The organism is Streptomyces chiangmaiensis, from assembly GCF_036281785.1.
Taxonomy (GTDB): Bacteria; Actinomycetota; Actinomycetes; order Streptomycetales; family Streptomycetaceae; genus Streptomyces; species Streptomyces chiangmaiensis.
Window position 1 is genome coordinate 1 of the sequence record NZ_JAYWVC010000331.1, and the last position, 5,838, is coordinate 5,838.

Sequence of the window (5,838 nt, forward strand, 5' to 3'; positions counted from 1 at the left end):
CCTGGCGGACGATGCCGAGAAGGGTCTGCACCAGGCCGCGAACAAGGCCAACTGGGCAGGCGAGAACAGTCAGGTGACCAAGGAGTTCATCGGCAAGACGGCCGGCGAGTTCCAGGACGCGCACACTCAGGCCCAGACCATCCACAACATCCTCAGCGACACCGCCGGAGAGCTGAAGAACTACCAAGCGCAGCTCGCCGTGGCGATCGAGCGCGGGCTCAAGAAGAACCTGACGGTGATGGACACCGGCAAAGGCACGTTCACCGTGACCATGAACGTCCACCCGGACCGCGCCGCGTCCGGGTACACGCCACCGGAGCACGACGAGGGCGATGTCACGGCACTCCGGGACGAGGTCCAGAAGATCCTCAGCAAGGCCACCGAGAGCGACAACTCAGCGAACACGGTGCTCACGGCCCTGGTCGACCAGACCGACTACGGGTTCTCGGACGCGAGCTACACGGACCGCGACTCGGCCGCAGCCGCCATCAAGGAAGCCGACGAGCTGGCCAAGCTGGCCAAGAAGGACCCGGAAGATCTGACGCCCGCGGAGTTCGACAAGCTCAAGGCCGGGCTGAAAAGTTATGCTCACGACCCGCTTTTCGCAGAGCGTTTCGCCACCGACCTCGGGCCCGAGAAGACGCTTGAGTTCTGGGCTGGAATCAACGACCCCCACAAGGCAGCGCAGTTGGGGCAGGCGCGGGTCGACCAGTACGGCGATCTGCAGCGCAACCTGAGCCTCACGCTCGCCACCGCCTCCCAGAGCGGCTCGGCCGCCATGACCGAGTGGAAGGGCAGGATGATCACCCTCGGCGACCATCCGATCGGCGGGCAGATGGGGCCCATGGGCTTCCAGGTCATGAGCAACCTCATGCGGGTCGGCGACTACGACGACCAGTTCCTCAAGAGCTACGGCACCGCCCTCATGGCCACCGAACGCAAGCTCACCGACAACGGCGAGCACCGCAACCCGGCCTGGCAGCGCATGGGCGTGGAGCCGTGGCTCAACCGCATGGGCGGCGACAGCGGCTCCGACCCGTTGACCGGCTACCTGAGGGCGCTGTCCAACAGCCCGGACGCCGCCACCGACTTCTTCAACGAGGAGTACCTGCCGAAGGGCGGAGACCACAAAGAGGCCGTCTCCAACTTCAAGTACCTTTTCGAGGACCGGGAGTGGCCCCAGGAGACCGACCTCAAAGGCCACGACATACACCCCGGACAGAACAACCTGGCGATGGCCCTCGAGGCGGCGACGACCGGGCACCCGGCGGGCGAGCTGCCGACGGCGGACACGCCTGCGCACAACGCGGGGCAAACGAAACTCTTCGAGAGCCTCGTGTCCTCCATCTCGGACGACAACGAACGGCTCACCAAGAACGGCTACATGTCCGACAGCATCGGGCAGATCACATCAGAGTATCTCCCTGACATCAATCGGGCCATGACAGACGACTCCGACGGAGACACGAACAAGCTTTTCCCTGTGGCCGGATCAGCTGCCACGCTCAATCACCGGGACGTGACGGCGCTGCTCATTTCAGTCGGGCAGAACCCTGAAGGCTATGCAGCCGTCGAAGTAGCAAACAAGTCCTACATGGCAAACCTGATGGACTACCACATGAACCCGGACCTGCTGGCGGACGACCGGTACTCCAAGGACACACAATTTGCCATCGAGCAACTCGCCCACGGTTCGGGCGAGATTTCGGGAACACTCGCCATCGGACGTCAAGAGGCAGTTGCCGGTCCCGCAGCCGAGAAAGACGACGCTTACGATCATGCCGTGTCTCAGTGGAAGAACGGTATCTCCGGCGTTGTCGGCACGGGAATCGGCATCGGCACAGCGTTCATCGCAAGCCCAGTAGCCGGAGCTGCAGCCGGTGGCGCAGCCGGCACTGCCAGCAGCATGATCCTCGAAGAACTGTTCAAGAACGCCGAGGGCCACGCAAAGGACGACGCCGGAGCCGTCATGGGGGAGAGGTGGGAAAGCGGCCTCGACGAGAACGCGTCGTATAGCGAGAAGGCTGCCGAACTCGCCGCCAAGGCGCACAACCGAACTGACCTGCAAGACATGAGCATCGATGAGAAGGCACGCGCAGCAGCGCAGCAGGGCTTCAGGGATGCGGGTACAAACACCGAGTACATGGCTCCGCATCTCAAAACCGAAATCTGACACCATGCGAGAGGAACTCTTCATGTTCCGCCCCTGGCTCAACCAACCTGCACAAATCGTCCGAGCTTCGGCTTCTGTAGCTGTCGTGCTGGCCGGAGCACTGGCTGTTTCTGCATGCTCGAGCGGGGGCGGAGAAGAAGAGAAAAGGTACACGATCCCCAGCGCCCAGTGCGGAATCTCACTGGATCCCGAACTACTTGGCACCTTCCTGGCAGGAGGTGACTCCATCACCGTGAAGCCTTCGTCTCCCAACGGAGGGACAAAACGGTGTGATCTGATCGTTGATGGCAGGGTATCAGTTCGGCAGATTCAGACGTGGTGGAGTAACGGGGAGAGCGTCTCCACTGTCGCCGCTGCATACGACAAGATGGACGACGGCCAAGTGGCCGACAACAATCGATATCTCTACACGGGCACAGGTGCGGTAGGAAAGACTACGACCACTTGCAAGTCCCCGGATCATCCCGATCAGACCCTGTACGCCGTGGTCCAGGTGTTCACCCCGGACGAGTCCGACTCCGGTGCGATGAAGAAACTGATCAGGGCCTACACCAACGCGCTTGAGGATTCCAGCGAGTGCCGCTGATTGCCGTTCGTCCTTCCTCTTTCCATGGCGCGCTCCACCGGCTGGCACCGTCAGCAGCGTCGTACTCGGAGAGTTGTTCAAGGACGTCCAGGGCAGCAACCTCGAAAACAGCGCGCTCCCCTCCGCTCAGCTCTGGGAGGACAGCCGCGAACGGAATGCCGCCCTGGCAAGGGGCCGCCATCGATGCGGCCAATGCGCACCACTTCTCGTTTGCCGGCCAGGTGGGCGAGTGGGCACGCTACGGCGCTCAGGACGGCTTCAACGATGCCTCCACGGCTGGACGACGCATGGCTGACGACCTTGGAACCGAAATTTCCTAACCAGGAATCCAACAATGCCACGTATCCGACCCCATTCCCCCTTGGCCCGCGTCGCCGCCCTCTTGGCCACCGGTCTGATTCTGACCGCCTGCTCGTCGGGACCTTCGGGGGAGAAGCGGGAGTACGCCATTCCCTCATCGCTCTGCGGAGCAGCTATATCGCCCTCAGCTCTCGAACTGCTTCTTCCGGCAGGGAAAAAGACCTCAACCGTGAAGAGCGGGCCTTCCGGCTTCACTCGTTGCCGGCTGGTGGTCGACGGGCGCGTCGCCGTCTCCAGCGTCATCGAACAATGGGAGTCAGGGACTACCCTCAGGAACGTTGCCTACGGCACCTACGGTCTGTCTTCCGCCAGCGTCAAGAAAGAGGAATCGGGGTACATCATTTCCCAGTCGACGGCCGTGGGACATGCCTCTTGCAGCAAGCTACAAAAAGAGGGTCACGAAGTCTTCACCATGATCCGCAAGGAAAACGGAGCTGTCGATACAGCGGCCATGGAGAAAGCCATCACCGAGTTCACCGATGCGGTCTCCACGTCCAAGCAGTGCACCGAATCTGATGGTTGAGCCTGGGAGCGGGAGTGCGTCCACATGGGCTTTCCCTGCCGTGCCGGTCTCCTGCTCGAGTCCGCTCGCCTCGTTACCGATCTTGGTTGCCGCGAAGTCGAGCCCTCCTCACCCTATCTCGCTTGTGTGTTCCGGGTGAGGTCCGCCGGCTGTGAGGACGTCACCTGGAACGCCGCGCCCGCATTCGATAGATGAGCAGCATCGACACACTCGACGCCGGCTTCGACGAGCGTGTCGGGGGCCCGGGGAAGCACAACCCGGTCTACGGCTCCTCATACTGGACACCGAGATCCCCGACTGATATCAGGATGCACGGGTCAGTTATCCACAGTATTGGAAGGCGAAATGCAGGAAATTTTGCGCGGCGGAGCCCGTCACGCCGCTGTCATTTTCGGAGCGGTACTCATGGCCGCCGCAGTCGCCTCTTGCTCTTCGCCCCCTCCTACTCGCGAGTACGCCATACCGAAGGACCTGTGCGGCACCGAGATTTCCAGCACCTTGCTCGAGCCTCTGCTACCCCCTGGCAAGGAGATCGTTATACGGTCGACATCAGCGGTCGATGTGCAGCGCTGCCGCCTCCAGATTGATGGCGAGGTGGCGTTCTCCAGCAGTGTGGAACGAAGAGGTGCCGATGTTTCGGCAAGGGACGTGGCTATGTCCGCGATTGGCGTCGGGCCGAGCGACACGAGTACAGACAACGGCCGGTTCATTTACTCGAAAACGGGAGCTGTCGGCCGTATCGAGTGCAAGAGTTCCGAAAATTCTGACAGTTCGCTGTGGGTCACCGCGCGCACATCTCACGCTTCAGATGCGTCCGACATGCGCCAATTCATCGAGCAGTTCGCGGAAGCCGTTGGCAAGACGGGCGCATGTCACAACTCATTGCCCAGGCAGCACGATCACTAGGTCTCGACGGACCAGGGAGCGGTATTCGACTCGCAGTCAGCACTCCCCCTCGCGACTGGTCACTGCGAACGCATAGACCAGCACCGTCACCATCGCATAGTCACCCGGGAAGCCCCGCTCGCCAACCTTCTCGATGCGGTCCACCCACTTCTGCTTGTCCGCTGCAGCTTCATTGAATTCATTGTCCGACGCTGTGTGGTATTCATAGATTGCGTCGGCCCGGGCGTCGCTCATGATGTCTGCAATTGCGGCACCGGGGGCTTGGTGGGCACACGGGATGAGGCACGCAGGATGAGGTGGTCCTGACCGACTGTCGTCCTGACGGCCCGTGTCGCATGGACATCGGGCCGTCGACGGAATTGGTCAGGACCTCTGCTTGCAGGGTTGCTCTTTCTCAAGTGCTCCCGTGTATCCGGAAATGAGATCCTTCATGGCGGATTCGTCGCGTCGTCCCGGCTTCAATACCTTGACAAGGGTGCTGATGTCTTCCGTCTCCACGTCAGCTCCGCGGCACTTTATCAGAGAGGCCGCTGCCCAATCGGCGTAGACGACAGCACCGTTCTCCGCTGATTTCTGTTCCGAAACGGAGAGACGACTGAGCAAGATGCTCCGTGCCGAGTCACCGGCTTCGATCCGCTCCCTGCTGATCACCAGCACCATGTCCTTGTCGTCGACAGAGACATTGCACAGTGACGATCCGTCACTCAAGTTCCCGTCCTCGGTGACGGCAAGGTGCTTGCCGGACGAAGGCAGCAGACGGGAGAGCGCATCGCTCGGAACGGACACGCCACACAGGGCCTTCGGGACCGTGAACTCCCGCTTCGGCTCGTCGGACGAGCAACCGGCGATCGCCATAGCGGCAACGAGCAACGGGATGCCACGCATGGCGTACGTCTTGGATTTCAATTCGCGCTACTCTCCAATTTCCACTGGGCGCCGTCCGAGTGGCTGTGGCCGGCGGATGTACGTGCGGCGCGTTTCAGGTCGTCCGCCGTGTCGGCATTGATGGACTGATTGTCCACCAACGCGTGATTGACGGCGGCTTCGGCGGAATCGAGGGCCGCAAGTAGTACGCGTCCGACTTGTGGAGCTCCGCGACGGGCGTGAGGAATCGCGGGTCGTAGTTGCCGTAACGGAGCAGGCCCCCGAGCACCTGGTAGCCGTACGGCTTGTTCATCTGCCCCGTTTCCCAGCCGATCTGCTGGGTTCCCAAACGCCGGAACTCCGCGTTCCAACTGTCGGGCAGATAGTGCCTGTGGTCCGGGTCGGTGGCGTTGGCCAGTGTGTACC

The 5,838-nt window shown here is 61.9% G+C and carries 5 protein-coding genes and 1 pseudogene; 3 read left to right on the forward strand and 3 right to left on the reverse strand.

What is annotated here, in order from left to right; genetic code table 11:
• The 3 genes from VXC91_RS41585 to VXC91_RS41595 form a co-directional block, all read left to right on the forward strand.
• Positions 1–2,173, forward strand: a 2,173-nt coding sequence (locus tag VXC91_RS41585; RefSeq protein ID WP_329512554.1) for a hypothetical protein, incomplete at its 5' end; no start/stop codon positions are given.
• A gap of 4 nt (positions 2,174–2,177) precedes the next feature.
• Complete coding sequence (locus tag VXC91_RS41590; RefSeq protein WP_329512555.1) at positions 2,178–2,759, forward strand: hypothetical protein; 582 nt, start codon at positions 2,178–2,180, stop codon at positions 2,757–2,759.
• 361 nt (positions 2,760–3,120) lie between these two features.
• Complete coding sequence (locus tag VXC91_RS41595) at positions 3,121–3,642, forward strand: hypothetical protein (protein WP_329512556.1); 522 nt, start codon at positions 3,121–3,123, stop codon at positions 3,640–3,642.
• 942 nt (positions 3,643–4,584) lie between these two features.
• Here the strand turns inward: VXC91_RS41595 and VXC91_RS41600 are convergent.
• The 3 genes and pseudogenes from VXC91_RS41600 to VXC91_RS41610 form a co-directional block, all read right to left on the reverse strand.
• A complete protein-coding gene (locus tag VXC91_RS41600) occupies positions 4,585–4,782 on the reverse strand; it encodes a hypothetical protein (RefSeq protein WP_329512557.1) in 198 nt (65 codons plus the stop codon).
• Between the two features lie 129 nt (positions 4,783–4,911).
• Positions 4,912–5,454 carry a hypothetical protein gene (locus tag VXC91_RS41605; protein ID WP_329512558.1) on the reverse strand — a complete coding sequence of 181 codons (543 nt, stop codon included), beginning with the start codon at positions 5,452–5,454 and terminating at the stop codon, positions 4,912–4,914.
• A gap of 73 nt (positions 5,455–5,527) precedes the next feature.
• Positions 5,528–5,838 (reverse strand): annotated as a pseudogene (locus VXC91_RS41610) (hypothetical protein); the annotation flags it as partial.